At 48.8% G+C, this 16637-nt stretch carries 14 protein-coding genes; 2 read left to right on the top strand and 12 right to left on the bottom strand.

Annotated elements, in window-relative coordinates; translation table 11 throughout:
- The first annotated feature begins 8 nt into the window (after nt 1–8).
- Nucleotides 9–1235 carry an FAD-dependent monooxygenase gene (locus C7H09_RS08860; RefSeq protein WP_106762192.1) on the top strand — a complete coding sequence of 409 codons (1227 nt, stop codon included), beginning with the start codon at nt 9–11 and terminating at the stop codon, nt 1233–1235.
- 83 nt (nt 1236–1318) lie between these two features.
- Nucleotides 1319–2233, top strand: coding sequence for a DUF808 domain-containing protein (locus C7H09_RS08855; protein WP_106762191.1), 915 nt, complete (start codon nt 1319–1321; stop codon nt 2231–2233).
- 55 nt (nt 2234–2288) lie between these two features.
- Here the strand turns inward: C7H09_RS08855 and C7H09_RS08850 are convergent, their stop codons facing one another.
- From C7H09_RS08850 to tatB, 12 genes are all read right to left on the bottom strand, one after another.
- Entirely contained in the window at nt 2289–3929 is a 1641-nt protein-coding gene (locus C7H09_RS08850) for an RNA-binding domain-containing protein (RefSeq protein WP_106762190.1), read from the bottom strand.
- Nucleotides 3929–5959: a DUF3732 domain-containing protein gene (locus tag C7H09_RS08845; protein WP_106762189.1), complete on the bottom strand. Its 2031-nt coding sequence runs from the start codon at nt 5957–5959 to the stop codon at nt 3929–3931. The genes C7H09_RS08850 and C7H09_RS08845 overlap by 1 nt, the downstream gene beginning before the upstream one ends.
- Nucleotides 5956–6408, bottom strand: coding sequence for a three component ABC system middle component (locus C7H09_RS08840; RefSeq protein WP_106762188.1), 453 nt, complete (start codon nt 6406–6408; stop codon nt 5956–5958). The genes C7H09_RS08845 and C7H09_RS08840 overlap by 4 nt, the downstream gene beginning before the upstream one ends.
- The gene (locus C7H09_RS08835) at nt 6405–7532 is read right to left on the bottom strand and encodes a hypothetical protein (RefSeq protein WP_106762187.1); all 1128 of its coding nucleotides are present in this window, start codon (nt 7530–7532) and stop codon (nt 6405–6407) included. The genes C7H09_RS08840 and C7H09_RS08835 overlap by 4 nt, the downstream gene beginning before the upstream one ends.
- 9 nt (nt 7533–7541) lie before the next feature.
- Complete coding sequence (locus C7H09_RS08830; protein ID WP_106762186.1) at nt 7542–8783, bottom strand: restriction endonuclease subunit S; 1242 nt, start codon at nt 8781–8783, stop codon at nt 7542–7544.
- Between the two features lie 2 nt (nt 8784–8785).
- Nucleotides 8786–10264, bottom strand: a complete 1479-nt coding sequence (locus tag C7H09_RS08825; RefSeq protein WP_106762185.1) for a class I SAM-dependent DNA methyltransferase — start codon at nt 10262–10264, stop codon at nt 8786–8788.
- Nucleotides 10265–10266: 2 nt separating this feature from the next.
- Entirely contained in the window at nt 10267–12030 is a 1764-nt protein-coding gene (locus tag C7H09_RS08820; RefSeq protein WP_106762184.1) for an AAA family ATPase, read from the bottom strand.
- Nucleotides 12031–12033: 3 nt separating this feature from the next.
- On the bottom strand, nt 12034–14349 hold the full coding sequence (gene hsdR, locus C7H09_RS08815) for an EcoAI/FtnUII family type I restriction enzme subunit R (protein WP_106762183.1): 2316 nt from the start codon (nt 14347–14349) through the stop codon (nt 12034–12036).
- Nucleotides 14349–14573 carry a helix-turn-helix domain-containing protein gene (locus C7H09_RS08810; protein WP_106762182.1) on the bottom strand — a complete coding sequence of 75 codons (225 nt, stop codon included), beginning with the start codon at nt 14571–14573 and terminating at the stop codon, nt 14349–14351. The genes hsdR and C7H09_RS08810 overlap by 1 nt, the downstream gene beginning before the upstream one ends.
- A gap of 140 nt (nt 14574–14713) precedes the next feature.
- A complete protein-coding gene (locus C7H09_RS08805) occupies nt 14714–15433 on the bottom strand; it encodes a 16S rRNA (uracil(1498)-N(3))-methyltransferase (RefSeq protein ID WP_106762181.1) in 720 nt (239 codons plus the stop codon).
- Nucleotides 15430–16209, bottom strand: a complete 780-nt coding sequence (tatC, locus tag C7H09_RS08800) for a twin-arginine translocase subunit TatC (RefSeq protein WP_106762180.1) — start codon at nt 16207–16209, stop codon at nt 15430–15432. The genes C7H09_RS08805 and tatC overlap by 4 nt, the downstream gene beginning before the upstream one ends.
- Nucleotides 16206–16628, bottom strand: a complete 423-nt coding sequence (gene tatB, locus C7H09_RS08795; RefSeq protein WP_106762179.1) for a Sec-independent protein translocase protein TatB — start codon at nt 16626–16628, stop codon at nt 16206–16208. The genes tatC and tatB overlap by 4 nt, the downstream gene beginning before the upstream one ends.
- Between the last annotated feature and the right edge of the window lie 9 nt (nt 16629–16637).

Below are 16637 nucleotides of genomic sequence, written 5' to 3'. Positions count from 1 at the left end.
ACGCAGGAATGACAGCAGAGGCCGGTGAAATGCCTGCATTTGATGTGGTGGTGGTTGGTGGCGGTATGATCGGTTCGGCTCTGGCGCTGGGCCTGGCCCGGCAGGGCTGGCACACCGCACTGGTGGAGGGCGCAGGCCGGGATGCCTTGATTGAACCGGCGGCATCGGTGCAGGGCGTGGAGGACTTCGAACCCCGGGTCAGCGCGATTTCCCTGGCCAGTCAGCAATTGCTGGCGCAGCTGGATGCCTGGCGCCATGTGCTGGCGGGCCGGCACTGCAGCTACCGGAGTATGACAGTCTGGGACGCCGAAGGTACCGGCCGCATCCAGTTTGATGCGGCCGAACTGCATGCCAAGTCTCTGGGAACGATTGTTGAGAACCGGGCGCTGGTGCGTGCCTTGATGACCGAGCTGCTGGCCAGTGATGTCACTTTGCTGGATGGCGTCCGGGTGAAGTCCTGGCAGCCCGGTTCCCCGCTGCAGCTGGAGGATGGCCGGGTGCTCGAGGCCGGGCTGGTGATTGGCGCCGATGGTGGTCAATCCCGTTTGCGCCAGTGGGCCGGGCTGGCTACCCGCGAGTGGGATTACGATCAGCAGGCCATTGTCTGCACCGTCCGCACCGCCCAACCCCATCAGTTTACCGCCTGGCAATCCTTCTCTCGCACAGGCCCACTGGCGTTTCTGCCCCTGGGAAGCGAATCTGGTGACGAGCATTACTGCTCCATTGTCTGGTCTCAGGATACCGCCGAGGCCCGGCGCCTGATGGCGCTGGATAACGACGCCTTCCGCCAGTCGCTGGAAACGGCCATTGAGCAGCAGTTGGGGGCTGTACAGCAGGTTTCCCGGCGTTTCTGTTTTCCTCTGCGCCAGCGCCACGCCAAGGATTACGTCGCCCCGGGGCTGGCCCTGGTGGGCGACGCCGCCCACACCATCCACCCCCTGGCAGGACAGGGGGCCAACCTCGGCTATGGCGATGTGATTGCTCTGCTGGATGAACTCGCCCGGGCCAGAGCGCTCGGGCTATCGCCTGCCGAGCCCAGTGTGCTTGGTCGCTATCAGCGCCGCCGCAAGGGCGAGAATCTGACTATGATGGCGGCCATGGAAGGCTTCAAGCAGCTGTTTGCCCGGGATGAGCTGCCGGTGCGCTGGCTGCGCAACACCGGCATGCGCTGGCTGAACCAGTTGTCGCCGTTAAAAAACCGGATTGCGGCTGAGGCGATGGGCATCATTCGCTGAGTTTCTGAGCACTGGAAACTGTTCTCCGGCAGCCGCTTTCCGTAAACTTTCGGCCTGTTTTCATTCGAACTAAGGAAGAGTTTATGGCCGGTTCCAGCCTGCTTGTATTGCTTGACGACATTGCTGCTGTCCTGGACGACGTGGCAGTGATGACCAAGGCTGCCACCAAAAAGACGGCCGGTGTTCTTGGGGACGATCTGGCGCTGAATGCCCAGCAAGTGACCGGTGTGCGCGCCGCCCGGGAAATTCCGGTGGTCTGGGCGGTGGCCAAGGGCTCCTTCATCAACAAGGCCATTCTGGTACCGGCGGCACTGGCCATCAGCGTCTTTGCGCCCTGGCTGATCACTCCGTTGCTGATGCTCGGCGGCGGCTTTCTGTGTTACGAGGGGTTTGAAAAGCTGGTGCACAAATTCCTGCATCGGGCCGAGGCGCAGGCGCACCGCCAGGAGCTGTGGGAAGCCCTGAAGAGCCCGGATGTCGATCTGAAGGCCATGGAAAAAGACAAGATCCGGGGCGCCATACGCACGGACTTTATCCTGTCGGCGGAGATTATTGCGATTTCACTGGGCACCGTGGCCCAGAGCGACTTCAAGGTTCAGGTCGGGGTGCTGACGGTGGTAGCGTTGATGGTGACTGTGGGCGTGTATGGCCTGGTGGCCGGGATCGTCAAACTGGACGACGCAGGCCTGTATTTGGCCAAAAAGACCAGTGCGCTGGCGCAAAACACCGGCCAGGCGCTGCTCTGGCTGGCTCCGCGAATGATGAAAACCCTCGCCATCGTTGGCACCATCGCTATGTTTCTGGTGGGCGGCGGCATCCTTACCCACGGTATCCCCGCGGTTTATCAGGCCATTCATCAGCTGGCGGATACCCTGTCTGGTGTACCTGCGGTGATCGTAACCACCCTCGGCGACGGCGTGTTCGGTTTGCTGGCGGGCGCGGTGTTGGTGGCGGTGATTACGCCGATCGTCAAGCTTTGGGAAAAGCGCGCTAGTTAATGCTGAGAGCATGTTCTCTGAATCGGGGCTCATAAAATGTCTAGAAATGTCTAATCTAGACGTCTTTAGACATTTGCCATAGTTTGCCCTTTGTCTGGATCAAACCCTCGTGCTTCAAGGCTTGTAGCAGGTTTTTGATCTTGTGTTCCTTTTGGCTGGGGCTCAAAACACCGGGAAGTTTGTCTAATAGAAGCGTGTTAATGTCTACCCGTTTGGCCGTGCCAAACTTGTCCAGATACTCGAGAATGAGTTGTTTGTGGTGTTGGTCGTCAAAGGCTTTATTGCGAATGTACTGAGCGCGCTCGCCACTATGGTCGGCCAGTTGGGCTGAAATATGGAAGTTTGGCTTGCGCCCCTCGATGAGTCTTAATGATTTTAGATGCTTGGCCTGGTCATCGGTCAGTGGCTTTCGTTTTTGTACCCGGTCAAGCAGCATGATGTCCTCAAGGGTAAGATCTGGATACTCAGCCAGTTTTCTGGCGTAGGCCATGTCCACCACTCGCCCGGTAATCGTTACCTCTACCCGGTTATTCTTCAATTGATACTCGGGTAAAGGGAAAAAACGGTTTTTCTGGATAACAAACATCTTTCGAATCCCGCTACCAATGGTATCGATCATGTTCAGGTTAACCATGGCATCGGTGAGGAATCGATTACGATAGCGACTTTCTGGCGCGTCTGATTGAATGACGGACTCTACAGACCCGGGAATAAACTGCCCCAAGTTACTGAAGCATAACCGGCCATCTTCGAATTCGATCAATGTAACTTTACCGCCCATTTCATAGTCCTGATGAGCGATGGCATTATTAAGAGCCTCACGAATTATGTACGGGTCGTATTGATCTACTTCCTCGGGAAACAGAGTGCCCTCTCTCATGTAGCGATACTTGAGGTTACGTATCTTGTGAAAGACTTCGTCGACACTCAATAACAGTGGACAACCAAAGTGCTGGTAGTCGCGCTCAATGCCGTCTCTGTCTTTGAGAATCCAGGTTATTGTGGTCGATGCTGGATTCAGGAAATGGGAGGCTTCGGCCTTGCCCAACAATAGGATGGCCGTGCGAGTAATTTGACCATTGATAGTTAGCTTTGATTTGTTCAAAAACGTTGCAGTATCCCAATGTTTGGCTTCATCCGTTAATCTGGGATTTTTCTGCGTGAAGTTTTGCCGGGCGAGCGCAATGGCTTGCGAATCAAGGTCATCTATCGACGCCGATGGTAGCGTCATCGCACTCCAGTCGCTTGCGCGATTCTGAGCTCTTATTCGTTCAATTTCTTCCAAATTCAGCGGCCCAAGGGATTCACCATCTCTACCGTAATAATGGCCATCCCAGGCGATGGGCAAGCCTTGTGGTGCGGCGGGGACCTCGAACAGCAATACCCGGCCATTGGGGTGATCGACCTCGTGAATATCCACAAAAGTCAGGCGGTTGGTGGTTTTGTCGGCGATTTCCTTTTTGAGCGACTGTAAATCCTTGACGCTGGTTCGAAACTGGCTACCAACAACCGTCTGATTATCTTTAACACCGAAAACCAGCCATGCGCGTTTCAGGTGCTTTAAATTAGCCTCATTGCACAGGGCCGAAAAGTATTTGCCGATTTTATCGAAGGCGTAGGATCTCTTTGCTTCTTTGAATTCTACGACTTCGTTTTCACCATCATGAGATAGAAGGATTTTCAAGCGATTTAGCATTATGCACCCTCTATCTTTTCAGGCACAGGATCAATAAGGCCTCGTGTTCGCCATCTATTTCCATTCACCAATGATTCAAACTCCACCCCATTTGCCAAAGTTAGATTATCAGCATGGTCGGTAACAATGATTTGCGGGCTAAAACCATTTTTCGTCTTAAGTTCATTGCAATAAATCGAGAGCTGGCTGAATAGATTTTCAACAGCCTTGATGTCTTCATCGACAGGTCGTTCTTTTTCCGTTCTTTGTGCCGCTTCTTGATCTTTTTGTTCTTCGAAGGTTGCAGAGTTATCACGGTTAAAATTAGGGAAATATACCTGTGTTGGTTGGTCTAAGAAAAGCACTGAAGGTATGGCACACTTTTCACCTAATTCAACGAAATACTTATGCAAAGCCAAAAATAACGTTATATGACAATAAAGCCAGTTTGCACCGCTACCCATTGAACGAAGGTAGATTTTTTCGTTTTCGGGCGTTAAATGATAAAGGTCGAATGTCTCAAATGAGAAATGGAGGTTAATTGGTTTATAGCTTGCCTCAAATTCAAAATGGCTACCTATGCTGGCCATATATTCGTTTACCTTAAGCGATGCAGCTGCCAAACCTTTTTGCACATCGTATTCTTTTAGTGCATCAGTAATCTTCTTGAGCTTCCTCTTTAACTCTTTGATTTCTCCATCAAGTTCAGCATCATCAGCCATATTTAAGGTATCAAGAAGTGCAAGCAGCTTGGCTTTTTGCATTATAATGCTTTCATACAAGCTCTTCTGTTCGGCTAACTGCTGATTTACTTTCTCAATTTCAGCTATTTGTTGATTGAGATCGGTTAGCAACTTACTAACAATCTCTATATCACGCTGTACTTCAATTAAAGATGATTGAAACTTTGCTTTCATAGGACGAGCTTGAGCAAGATTCCCCGATACTTTCGTAATAGCCTGCTGAAGCTTCTCTGCACTTTGCCGCAAGTTGTCTTTTTCGGTATGGCAGAATGGGCAAACCGAGGCGGAAATATGAACATGCTGAGGTGATTTAAAGCGTTTTACATTATCAACAAATCGCTCTTCTTCCTGGATGTGTTTATTAATAGATGCAGCTTGACGCTGCAATTTTCGTAACTCAGAAGTTTTTTGATTGCGCGCCAGTTTCAACTGCTCATACCGTTGTGTCATAGCATCGGAACTGTGAACGATTTTCTCGGCAATTATGATGCTATCTAGCTGATCCTTTGCATCTTGAGGATGCTGGAGCACCTTTGTCAGAGATATAGGCTCATCTTTAAAACCCATTAAAGCGTAAAGCTGACTTAATACAGGGGCAACTTTTTGTTTGTAGCTTTCTGATGTGCGTTTATTGGTTTCTTTTTGCCGTTCTAAACGTTTTACATCCGTGCTTAACCGCTCTTTTTCTTGTGATAAGTGAAAGAACTTTTGATCGACAAGTCCTAAAAATATCTTTGTATGTTCAATTGCCTGATCGCGCTTTTCCTTTTCATCGAATCGATAAAATAACGCATGCTTATTGGCAACCAAGTTTTGATGCTGAAGCATAAAAGATGTAAAACTACGCACCGATGGTGTAGGTGCTTTTTGATTAAATCTCCTGTTAGCTCTCGCGGCTAAAGATTCATCAACATCATCAATATCTAGGAAAAAGTCTCTCAAATGCTTCTTAAACTCGTTTAACGGACGAAAATAGCTAGAACTAAAATATTCGCGATCAATCTCTTCCGAATCGAATGCGTCAACACGACGGAAAAATGCTTTTGTTGCAAGATTGGGGTCTCTGGCAATCACCATATCTTGTTCATTAACAGCAAGCGCAACATAGTAAATTGCAGCACTGTTTGTAATCACACCTTTTGGAATGGTGTTCTCATCGCTGCCAAAGCAATAATCAAAAATTTCAATTAAGGCACTTTTACCGGTTGATGATTTACCGGTAACCACATTGAGCCCAGCTTGAAAATTAACAGGGTGTTTAAGACCTTGCTTGTCAATCACGCCTATTTCATGAATAAGTGTTTTCATCGCGGTTTCACTCCTAAAAACGCATAAATCTCGACCACTGAGTGACCACTAAATAACTGGCCTAACCTTTCTGCACTCTTTTTAGTGATAAAGCCGGAGACAGCCTCATCACATTTAGTTAGGGATAACCGCTGCTCATTAACGAATAACCAATCGTTGACTAAACAATATTGAATACACTGCTCTGTAAGGGTTTGAAACCCTTCAATCCGCTCTTGTAGATCATAGAGTTTTGCTCTGTCGTCAAATACAGACCAGATAGAGCTTCGCTTGTTCGAGTTTAACAACTTATGGCTGTATATCGGATGGCTACAAAGCGGTATGACCAACTGGGCAAGCAACAAATTGTTCTCGGATTCCTCTAGGGCCGTATAAAAAGAGGCCAAGTATGGCCCATACTCAAACGGGTTGTACTTTAATTCGTATAGGGCATCAACGATACTGCTCATGGCTCAACCCTCCATTTTAAATCTCGCTCCTCATCGTCCATGGCGTCATGGATCAGGCCATTTTTATATTCAATTGGCGGAATATCATTACCCATGTTGAGTGGATGTTCTTGCATGGTCTTGTTGTAAAGTAACTTTGAGCTTTTAATTGCATCAACCGACTCAAGTTGAGCACTTGAATACGCAAGCTTGTATTTTTTTACCAATTGATTTTGATAAGTTACCGTTTTATCTTTATACAAGGGGTATTCATCAAGCTGTTCTAAAAATGAGTTTTGCAACTCTAGCCAATTACCTATGGCATCGGGGATCATTGCGTGATGCTCTATCTCAGCTATTTTTTGAACAAAAAGTTTATCTTGATGTAGTTCCACCTCAAGATCTGATGCTTCATAGCCTGAGAATACTGGGAAAGTAAATTCCCTTTTACATAAAAGAGCTGTTAACTCTTCACACTTAGCCCTAAAAGCCAGCTGGCTAATACTCCATGAATGCTGCGTTGCCTGCGCATACACAAAACCAACTAGCCCCTGGAGGTAACTGCTTAAATTATTTTTTGGAATGCCTACAGGTTTAGCCAAAATACATTGTTCTAAATTCTGTGCGTTATCGGCTTCGGTAAACAAGGTCACTTTACCAAGTACACTTTTTAGCAGAGCTTCACTACAAGCCATCACGGTTTTTTGTAGTTTGATAATGTCTGAAGGCTTCTCAGAATTAAGCTGTTCATTAGTGCGTTCTGCATAAATATCTTTCAATACTTGTAAACGTTGATCAGCAGTTTGAGTGTTCCAATCCTTCAACTGGGTTGTTGAACCAAAAGCCTGTGTGGTATGCAGTACCAAAACACCATATTGGGTGTGATCGAACTCGGTAGCTAGCCAGTTCTTAAGTGTTTTCCAGAAGTTTTCATGGTGGTCAGTAAGTGCTGCCGAATAGTCTTTCACTTCCGTTTGAGATGAAGTTAAAGTATTAGGGGAAATAAGGCTCACATCACCGTCTTTTTCAAACCAAATAGATTGACCTTCTTCCAATGCAAAGCACTTTTCCAAGCCAATCAGCACTTGGTAATGAAAGGCCAGGGCGGTTGTTAACGCGGCATTTTTAGTCTGACCACCTCTCATACTCCCTCCTTAGAGCTCGCCTTTAAAAGCGGAATTGAGAATTGATGATTTTGCGGACTCTATAAAATAAACCTTGTCTCTAAGTTCTTTCTTTAATTCAGTTACACGAGCAGAAAGACTCGACATTTCATCAACAATACGTTTTTGTATTTCCATACTTGGTGTGGGGACTTTGAACTCACCCAATTTGGTACCATTTATGTTTGGCTGGGCTGCCCCGGCAGCATTTGCTTTCACAATATCCCAGTAAGCAGGAGATTTAAAAAACAATTCTAAATACTCAGGCTGGATTGTTTCTTTATCTGGAACAATTCTTATTAGATATGAGGCAAATATTGCATTTCGGGGCGGTTCCTTTATGAGGATGGACTTTCCTGCTGTTGCACCAGAACGAGCGAAAACAAGGTCATTATCTTTAAGAGCATACTTTTCGATTTCTTTCTCCTTGAGATCAACAAAAGGAACTCCTAGCCAATCAATATTATTGTCTTGGATATCTGTGATACGAAGAAATTGTGCATTGCCTTTATCTGCCGCTTTAGCAGTATGCCCATATTGAATTTTTGTACTTAAATCATTGACAGTTCGCCAATCCCAACCTTCAGGTAAGCCATAGCAACTATCAAAATTGACTTTAGTTCCTGAAGGATTGAAGACTCTATTAAGTGCTGAGCTAAACAGCGCATCAGCCAATCTGATGCTTTCCTGTAAATTCTCAATAGCTGTGTCGATGCGGGTGAGCAGTGCATCGAGTTTTTCGACTATGCGTTTTTGTTCCGTCAGTGGTGGTGTAGGAATGTCGATTTCACGGACATAAGCTTGACTAATATTTGGCTGCGCTCCACCAAAGCTATCTTCGATGATCTTTTTTCTTTGAGATAGCAAATAGTAACGTAAGAAATCTCTTGCCAATAACTGGTCATCTTGATTTATGCAGCAAACCGCTTGATTAGTCGCGGCATCATAAGTTAAAACCCCAAGCTTACCCGCTGTTGCTCCATATAAGGCAAGCAACAAGCTTTCCTTTGGAAAAAGTTTTGCTGAGGAATTTTTTAACCCTAGTTCGGTAATAAATTCTTCATTTTTTTCAACTCTGCTATCACCTAACTCTCCAGATTTTACCCAGGGAATTGAGCCTCCCCAATAATGCTTATTTGAGCGTGATGGAGTGCCCCCGCTGGTTGTCTTAGCTAATTCACTTAGCTTTCTCCAGCTCCACCCATCCGGTAATTTATACAAAACCTGCTGCATGATTACTTCTCCGTCAACAGATCTTCAATTTCATCCAACAGCCCAGACACCAGCTTTTCTTTTGTGCGGATCTGCTTAAGGATGTCTCTGGGTGCTAAATGCTCGGCATCTTTCTGTTTGGCTGGATTTTTGGCGGATAGGTCATAGTCTTCAGCAAGTTTACTGGCTGAAACAGTCCAGGAACGACCGGAGGTTTCTCTGCTGTTATACAGCTCAACAAACTCTTTTAAGTGGTCATCGGTAATAGGTTTATTTTTGGTGAGCTTTTGCTCAGGCTCACATTCGTAGTACCAGACATCGCTGGTACCGCCGCTGCGCTCAAAAAACAGAACGTTAGTTTTAACCCCTGAATACGGCAAAAATACGCCAGCGGGCAAGCTTAAAATGGTGTGCAGATTAAAGTTTTCGAGCAGCTCTTGTTTGACTTGTTTAAACGCACTATTGGTTTGGAACAGTACGCCTTCTGGCACCACAATCGCGGCCTTTCCACCACTTTTTAGGGTTTTCATAAAGTGCTGTAAAAACAACAACTCAGTGGCATTACTTTGGATGGGGAAGTTTTGCTGAATTTGCGATTTCTCTTTACCGCCAAAGGGCGGGTTAGCCAGGATAATGTTGTAACGGTCTTTTTCCTGAATATCGCGAATATTCTGGGTTAGTGTATTACCACGGAACAAGTTGGGTGACTCGATGCCATGCAAAATCATGTTCATCATGCCCATCACGTAAGCCAGCGATGTTTTCTCAAACCCGAAGAAGGTGTCGCGCTGAATAAAATTCCACTGCTCGGTGGAGAGTTGGCTCTTTTTAGTTTTCAGGTGCTCAAAGGCTTCAACCAAAAATCCGCAGGAACCGGCTGCCGCGTCGTAAATCGTCTCGCCGGGTTTCGGGTCAATGGCTTGCACCATCGCGCGCACCACAGGGCGCGGGGTATAAAACTCACCGGCGTAACCACCGGCATCGCCCATGTTTTGCAATAAACCTTCATACACTAATGAAAGTTCAAACAGATCAGACTCGGATTGGAAGTTCAGACTATCCACAATATCCAGCACTTCACGCAGGGTATGGCCAGAAGCGACTTTGTTGTCCAGGTATTGAAAGATAGCGCCAATTTTGTAGGTGAAAGATTTTGGATCTGCGCCCGTTGCGGTGGCATTGGCAAAGCTTTTCAGGTAGGGGAATAGCTGCTTATTGACATAATCGGTGAGGTCATCCCCGGTCTTTGCCCGTGCAAGGTCCAGTTTGCCATCAGCCGCCTTAGGGCAGGCCCAGCTTGCCCAGCGATGCTCGTCATCCAATACCGGTTGATAGTCTTTGCCGGACAATACCGCTTCGTCTTCTTTTTCAGATTCGTAATCATCGAGAAACTTCAGGAACAAGACCCAAGAGGTCTGCTCCGTGTAATGCATGGCACCACTGATGCCATCGTCGCGGCGTAGGATGTCGGTAATACGGTCAATTTTTTGTTGTAGTGACATGCTTAGAGTTTTCCGATAATGAAATTGTACATATTGGTGATGTCTTCGCTGATTTCAGCGGGCGGAATCAGGTCGATATAAGTTTGGAGTTTTACAGGGTCTAACCCCTCTCCATCGGTATTAATCAGCGGGTTGATAACATCTTTGACGTTTAACCTGCGAATATCGTCGTTATCGCCAGGGTTATTGGGCTGTAGGTGATTGCGCTGCGCAATATCACCATTGTTTATTTGGCCAAGCAGATGGTGGTGCGCCAATGCGGAGTACGAGAGCAAATAGTTTTTGATTTCGCGGCGTCTCCACGCGAGCAAATAGGGTGTCACCCTCATGCCTTGCGGCCAGCGAATGGCGTTCAGCAAGTCGCGGTACACTTGGCCGTTCACTTGAACGCCATTGGCGGCATTCCAATCGAGGGCGGCCTCATCCCGATCACAAATCATAAAAATTTGGGTTGTGACCAAGGGGGATTCGATCTTGCTTAGGCCGTGGAGCCAATCAATCTTGCCCTTGCCAAAAGTTTCGTTAGCAGTAGCGTAGCTGGATGACTTTTTCATGGCATGCACAGCGGCTAGACGGTTTATATCTAGCCCTGCACGTGCCGCAAGTTTGGTAAAAATAATCCAATCGTTGTAATCATCTAGTAAGGCGATGTTCGGTAGCTTGCCACAGACCTCAAATTCCACCGATTTGGCGCGGGACAGTACACTCAGGCGATTGATCAATTGCTTGATTTTGTTGTCCTCACTGATCCTGCCTTTTTCAACCACTTTAAGGTGTTCAATACGATTCTCTTTGGCTGAAATGGAATCGAGTAAGTGTGTAGTGGTAATGGCGTGACCTTGGATGCTGTGGAGAAGCGCCCATAGCTTTTCGACGTTTTTATAGTGAAGGTGTGAGTCTGCTTCATCGAAGAGGAACAGGGTATTCTCAGTGTCGAACAGATCGATTAGCGCATACAAGAATAGGAGCTGGTATTCTCCATCGCTGAGATCGTCCAGCTCTAATCCGTTCTCAAATCGGAGTTGAAAACTCCACTTATTTATAAAGCCCGCATTAACTGCTTGGGCGAAGAAACTAATGGACGGGTCATCTCCAAAATCTTGCTCATTAACATCAGCCTCTGGGTCTACCTTTGCAAATTTCACCGCTAATAAATCGGAAGCTGTTAGCTCGATCAGTATGGCATCTAGCTTACTTTCAAAATTAAAATTGGGGTCTACAATTTTCTCAATAAAACTTTCCAGGGACCGATGAAATGGCCCCTGCCTTAAAGTTCCTTTTTCACCAATTTCCTCTTTCTTTAAGGCACCCTGTACCCGCAGCGTATATCGATTGTCGATTTTAAACTTGAAAGAAAGCTTAGTTGATATATCGTCTCGATTAATGTCGTTACTTTCAGCTGCATAGCCTTTGTCTTTAAGAAATATGCGAGTTTTTCCATCTCTGACTAAAGCTGTAGCTAGAAAAATGACGAGCTTTGACCATGACTTGTCAAAGTAGAATGAAGCCAAACTCATGGTTCGGCCTTGCCTTCTAGTTTTCTTCACATACTTGTTAAAGCCTTTTGAAAAAGATTCGTTTTGTCCAGATGAAAAGCAAATGGTTCGAAATGGCCGTGCATGATTTTCCTTTAGACCCTCAGCAAATATCGATTGAAGTACGCTAGATTTACCAGATCCGTTTTCACCAATGAGAGTTGCCACCTTGTCTATTCTCAGTGATTGTTCATCTGTAAATGAATGCGATAGTGAGAAAGTTAGTTCCATTGGTTAGCTCACGTGGTACAGCTGGTGTTGTAGTTGTTTGAAGGCAGCGAGTAATTGAGCAGGTTTGCCACCAAAGGCCATGGAGGCATCTTTAGTGGTGCCGAGGCCGGATAGCTCAATCAGAGCTGGCAGGCGCTCACGCGCCAGTTCTGTAACGCCCGTTTGCTCGTAGCGGTTCAGAACAAAATGCAGGAATTGCTTGGCCTTTTCCTGTTGGTACTGGTCAAAGAAGGCGTTATTCGCTCGCACTGCTTCCGCTCGTGATTTACGGGTAGCCATGGGTTGTTCAAAGGCTAAAAACGCCAGTAGATCGAACATGTCGCAGTCGTCGGCTTCGAACATCCGGCGCAGGGTCGAGAGCTGTTCTTTATCAAAGCCAGCCTGTAGCAGGTTGGCCAAGAGTTGTTCGCGAAGGTCTGGGTCTGACCAGATATCCCGAAGCTCATCAATGCTTGTGAATAGGCCCGGCAGTTGTTGAATTAACCGTTCAACAAACTCCTGAATAGTCAGAGGCTTGCCATTTTCGTCGATATAACGGGTTTCAATATCGATGACCTTGAGCTCGCGGTGCTTGCCAAGTTTTACCTTTAACCTTGGGCACGGCTCACCTGGCTCTGGTTCCGGCCCGTCGCCGCCTTCGGGCGGCTCTGGCGTGTAGGGTGGCGGTGTCGGTTCTCGGGTTCCGCCTGGCTCCGGAGCTTCGGGCTCGCCATCCCATTCCTCATCATAAAAGTTATTGGTCGCACCCCGAAAATCCACGATGGTGAAGTAGTCCTTACCATCAAAAACTCGGGTACCTCGCCCCACAATCTGTTTGAACTCCACCATGGAGCCGATGGTTCGATCCAGCACCACATTGCGGACATTGCGGGCATCGACACCGGTAGTGAGCATTTGTGATGAGGTAATAATGGTTGGGATGTCTTTGTCGTTGTCCTGGAATTTTTCCAGCAGTTCGCGGCCGACCTTGCCTTCGTCGCTGGTGACTCGTACACAGTAATGCGGGTCTTTTACGGCTTTGTATTTATTAATCATGTCGCGCATGGTCAGCGCGTGGTTTTGGTTCTCACAAAAGACGATGGTTTTTTCCAGCGGGTTGATGTTTTGTAAGATGGCTTTGGCGACCAGTTCGGTGCGCTCATCAACAATAATTTTGCGGTCGTAGTCTTCGACCTGATACAAATCCTGGCCAGATTCACCTTCGACGATCACGTCATCTTTGGTGAGCACCAATTCATCCAGATTGGTTCTCACGCGCTTAACCCGGTAGGGAGTCAAGAAGCCATCATTGATACCGTCTTTTAGTGAATAGACATAAGCAGGCTGACCAAAGTATTCATAGGTGTCCACGTTGTCTGTGCGTTTTGGGGTAGCTGTTAACCCCAGATGCACGGCGCTACTGAAGTGATCGAGAATGGCTCGCCAGGAGCCCGCTTCATTGGCAGCACCACGGTGACATTCATCAATCAACACCAGATCAAAGAAATCCTTGGGGTAGGCTTTGTAATAGCCATCGATGTTTTCCCTTTCCGCAATCGCCTGATAGATCGCGAAAAATATGTGGGCATTGGTTGGCACCACACCGTTGCGTTTACGCACTTCTTCCCCGTTGATTTTGATCAGGTCTTTTTCATAGGGGTTGAAGGTGTTAATGGCTTGGTCAGCCAAGATATTACGATCAGCCAGAAACAATACCCGTGGCCTGCGTGAGCCAGGTTGGTCACGGTTCCAGCGAGCCTGAAAAACTTTGTGAACGATTTGAAAGGCGATAAAGGTTTTACCTGTACCGGTGGCCAGTGTGAGCAGAATGCGGGATTTGCCTTGACCGATGGCATCGGTAGCGGCATGAACAGCCAGCTCTTGGTAATAACGTGGCTGCATGGCCCCTTCTAAATGGAAAGGGACGTTTCTTAACTCCTGACTTAAATCTGTTGTTTCTCCGGCATAACGCCTTTCCAACTCAGCAGGCGTTGGGTAAAACTCAATGTAGTCTCCTTTGCCTGTTTCCAGATCGAGTTCGTAGGTTTGTTTGCCGTTACTGGAATAGACGAAACGAACGCGAAGTTTGTTCGCATAGTCAATGGCTTGTTGTAGGCCTTTGGTTGGATGCTCGGATTCTTTTTTGGCCTCTACAACAGCTAGATAGCGGTTGTCTTTGTGAAGCAGGTAATCCACGAAGCAACGTCGCCCACGTACACCTCCGGCCATCTTTCTACCGTCAGTGAAGTAATGTTCCCGAATGATATTGCTAGGTTGCCAGTGTGCTGCCCGTAATGCAGGATCAATATAATTTGCTCGGGTATCTGCTTCAGATGCCATCAGGCCACTCCTTGGTCATTTGAGATTGGCACCAACTCCAGCAGGTCGCCAACACCACAATTGAACAACGTGCAGATTTGTTCTAAGGCGTATAGGTCAACTTTTTGTGCCGTCTCCCTGTAGAGTAGGGTTACTGTCGCGCGGCTCAGGCCAGTTTCTCTGGCAACGTCGGCGATACGCATTTTTTGCTCGCCCATCATGCGAGCAAGATGACAGCGGATCATGGCTCAGCCTTTTAGGTTTTCAGGTTGATCTTGAGCATATCATGGCGTCAAATTCATGTTGAATTTTTGAAGTTCAACGTGCATTTTGTGGCGTAAATTTGGAGCAAGCGGAGTCTATCTCAACCGTGATAGCATTCGGCTCACACGCAGGCGTCAAACAGGCGGCTCACCAGCACCGGCACTGCGGTTTCCACCCGCAGGATTCGCGGGCCCAGGTGTACGCCCTGGCAGCCAGCTTCGGCCAGCTTGCCGACTTCGTAGGGGGTGAAGCCGCCTTCCGGGCCGATGCACAGCAGGGCGGGCTGGTTGAGGTGGGTGGGGCAGGGGCGGTCGGTGCCGGGGTGGGCGACCAGCGCCTGTTTGCCCGCAATCAGGGCCGGTAATTCGTCTTCCACGAAGGGCTTGAACAGTTTGCGGATGTGCACCGTCGGCATCAGGGTATCTTTTGCCTGTTCCAGACCAAGGGTCAGGTTTTCCTGCAGGTTCTCATCCGAAAGCCAGGGTGTTTGCCAGAAGCTCTTTTCCACCTTGTAGCTGTTGATCAGCCACAGATCCTTCACCCCCAGTGCGGCACAGGTTTGCAGTACCCGGCGGAACATTTTTGGCCGCGGCATGGCCAGCACCAGGGTCAACGGCAACGGCGGCGGGGCTGGCTGGTCGAGGGTTACGGCCAATTCGGCTTCGGATTCGGTTAGGCTCAGTATCTGGCCATGGCCCATCAGGCCATTCACCCGGCCCACTGGAATCCGGTCGCCGGTGGTGGCGCGAAGTACCGTTTTCAGATGCTCAAGGCGCCGCCCGGTCAGTCGAACCCGCTCAGGGCTGAGAAAGTCATCATCGCCGATCAGGGCCAGATTCATTGGCTATCGGGCTCGGCTCGGGCCTCGCGATCCCGGTTAACCAGCCGCCCGAACAGTATGCCGAACTCGAACAGTATCCACATGGGCACCGCCAGCAGGGTTTGCGAGATGATGTCTGGCGGAGTCAGCAGCATACCGATGATAAAGCAGGCCACCACCACGTAAGGGCGCTTGGCGGCCAGATCGTTAGGTGTGGTGGCGCCGGTCATGATCAGCAGCACCGTGGCAATCGGTATCTCGAAGGCGATACCGAACGCGAAAAACATTTTCAGCACGAAGTTGAGGTAACTGCTGATGTCGGGCAGCTCGACAATGCCCTCGGGGCCGATGGCGGTGAAAAAGCCGAACACCAGTGGAAACACCACAAAGTAGGCAAAGGCAGCACCGGCGTAGAACAGCAGTACCGAGGTGAACAACAGCGGGAACGCCAGCCGTTTTTCGTGGGCGTAAAGCCCCGGCGCTATAAAACTCCAGAGTTGATAGAGAATGATCGGAATGGCCGCGAACACCGATAACACCAGCGCCAGCTTCAGCGGTGCAAAGAAGGGCGAGGTGATGTCGGTGGCAATCATGGTCTGGCCGACTGGCAGTAAGTCCCGCAGGGGCTGGGACAACAGCAGGTACAGATCGTTGGCAAAGGGGTAGATGACGGCGAAGCAGATCACCACCGCCAGCACCATTTTCAGCAGCCGGTTACGCAGCTCAAGGAGATGCTCGATCAGCGGCATTTCTGGTTGTTCGGCGGAGGTGTGATTGCCGTTCGGTGTGGCGCTCATGAACGATTATCCGGTGTACTGTCCTGGGAGGTGCCAGCGGCAGGTTCCGCCGGTGCGGCCGACTCGTTGCTGGCAGACGGTGATTCCTGGGTTGCCGATGGTGACGCTTTATTGCCAGACCGGCGGCCGTGATAGTCCGGCACGATCATGTTTTCGTACTTTTTGGCTTCGTCCAGAGCCCCCTTGACCGTTTTCTCAACGTCGTCCAGGCCAATGTCGCCAGCTTTGCGGAGCTCTTCTTTCAGCTCCTCGGCCTTCAGTTGCCGGTCAAGTTCACTGGTGAACTGGCCGACCAGGCGCCGGGCCGCGCCCATCCAGCGGCCCGCAGCGCGGGCAGCTGTGGGCAGCCGCTCAGGGCCGAGTACCAGCAATGCGATAACGCCGCAGATAAGCAGTTCAAGAAAGCCGATGTCGAACATTCAATAGGC

It is taken from the genome of Marinobacter fuscus, assembly GCF_003007675.1.
Taxonomy (GTDB): domain Bacteria; phylum Pseudomonadota; class Gammaproteobacteria; order Pseudomonadales; family Oleiphilaceae; genus Marinobacter; species Marinobacter fuscus.
The sequence above is the reverse complement of the archived record's forward strand: the minus strand, read 5'-3'. Positions and strand labels throughout refer to the sequence as shown.

Coding starts and splice junctions, on each gene's coding strand:
- C7H09_RS08855 (WP_106762191.1), top strand. CDS start 1,319: ATGGCCGGTTCCAGCCTGCTTGTATTGCTTGACGACATTGCTGCTGTC.
- hsdR (WP_106762183.1), bottom strand. CDS start 14,349: ATGGCATCTGAAGCAGATACCCGAGCAAATTATATTGATCCTGCATTA.
- C7H09_RS08860 (WP_106762192.1), top strand. CDS start 9: ATGACAGCAGAGGCCGGTGAAATGCCTGCATTTGATGTGGTGGTGGTT.
- tatB (WP_106762179.1), bottom strand. CDS start 16,628: ATGTTCGACATCGGCTTTCTTGAACTGCTTATCTGCGGCGTTATCGCA.
- C7H09_RS08840 (WP_106762188.1), bottom strand. CDS start 6,408: ATGAGCAGTATCGTTGATGCCCTATACGAATTAAAGTACAACCCGTTT.
- C7H09_RS08825 (WP_106762185.1), bottom strand. CDS start 10,264: ATGTCACTACAACAAAAAATTGACCGTATTACCGACATCCTACGCCGC.
- C7H09_RS08850 (WP_106762190.1), bottom strand. CDS start 3,929: ATGCTAAATCGCTTGAAAATCCTTCTATCTCATGATGGTGAAAACGAA.
- C7H09_RS08820 (WP_106762184.1), bottom strand. CDS start 12,030: ATGGAACTAACTTTCTCACTATCGCATTCATTTACAGATGAACAATCA.
- tatC (WP_106762180.1), bottom strand. CDS start 16,209: ATGAGCGCCACACCGAACGGCAATCACACCTCCGCCGAACAACCAGAA.
- C7H09_RS08810 (WP_106762182.1), bottom strand. CDS start 14,573: ATGATCCGCTGTCATCTTGCTCGCATGATGGGCGAGCAAAAAATGCGT.
- C7H09_RS08845 (WP_106762189.1), bottom strand. CDS start 5,959: ATGAAAACACTTATTCATGAAATAGGCGTGATTGACAAGCAAGGTCTT.
- C7H09_RS08830 (WP_106762186.1), bottom strand. CDS start 8,783: ATGCAGCAGGTTTTGTATAAATTACCGGATGGGTGGAGCTGGAGAAAG.
- C7H09_RS08805 (WP_106762181.1), bottom strand. CDS start 15,433: ATGAATCTGGCCCTGATCGGCGATGATGACTTTCTCAGCCCTGAGCGG.
- C7H09_RS08835 (WP_106762187.1), bottom strand. CDS start 7,532: ATGAGAGGTGGTCAGACTAAAAATGCCGCGTTAACAACCGCCCTGGCC.